The sequence below is a fragment of the Sphingomonas sp. ERG5 genome, assembly GCF_000803065.1.
In the GTDB taxonomy this organism is placed as follows: Bacteria; Pseudomonadota; Alphaproteobacteria; order Sphingomonadales; family Sphingomonadaceae; genus Sphingomonas.
In genome coordinates, this window is sequence record NZ_JSXI01000008.1 from 1 (window position 1) to 1,028 (window position 1,028).

General features: G+C 63.8%; 1 protein-coding gene. It reads left to right on the top strand.

Translation table 11 applies throughout. The features are described 5' to 3' along the window. The coding region (manD, locus tag OO12_RS01970; RefSeq protein WP_235364651.1) for a D-mannonate dehydratase ManD at window positions 1–1,028 on the top strand (1,028 nt) is incomplete at both ends.

Consider the following 1,028-nt stretch of genomic DNA (forward strand, 5'->3'; position numbering starts at 1 on the left):
GCCCGGGTCATCGTCACATGCCCCGGCCGCAATTTCGTCACCCTGAAGATCGAGACGGATCAGGGCGTTTACGGCATTGGCGATGCGACGCTCAACGGCCGCGAACTTTCGGTGGCGAGCTATCTCACCGATCATGTCGTGCCGCTGCTGATCGGGCGCGATGCGCACCGCATCGAGGATGTCTGGCAGTATCTCTACAAGGGCGCCTATTGGCGGCGTGGCCCGGTGACGATGACCGCGATCGCTGCGGTCGACATGGCGCTGTGGGACATCAAGGGCAAGGTCGCGGGCCTGCCGCTCTATCAACTGCTTGGCGGCGCGGCGCGCGACGGGGTGATGGTCTATGGCCATGCCAATGGCGCGAGCGTCGAGGAAGCGGTCGATGCCGCGCTGGTCTACCAATCCGAAGGCTATCGCGCGATCCGCATCCAGGCCGGGGTCCCGGGACTTTCCTCGACTTATGGCGTGTCGAAGGACCGCTATTTCTACGAGCCCGCCGACGCCGATCTGCCGACCGAGAATCTGTGGTCGACCGAGAAATATCTCCGCTCGGTGCCGGGACTGTTCGACAAGGCACGCGAGGCGCTCGGCTGGGATGTGCATCTGCTCCATGATGCACATCATCGGCTGACCCCGATCGAAGCCGGGCGGCTGGGCAAGGACCTCGAACCCTATCGGCCGTTCTGGCTCGAGGATGCCGTGCCGGCGGAGAACCAGGCGAGCTTCCGCCTGATCCGCCAGCACACCACCACCCCGCTCGCGGTCGGTGAAATCTTCAATTCGATCTGGGACGCCAAGCAACTGATCGAGGAACAGCTGATCGACTATATCCGCGCGACCGTGGTCCATGCCGGCGGCATTACCCATTTGCGCCGCATCGCCAGCTTTGCCGACCTGCACAATGTCCGCACTGGCTGTCACGGCGCGACCGATCTGTCGCCCGTGGCGATGGCGGCGGCGCTGCATTTCGATCTGTCGGTGCCCAATTTCGGGGTGCAGGAATATATGCGTCACACGCCCGAGACCGA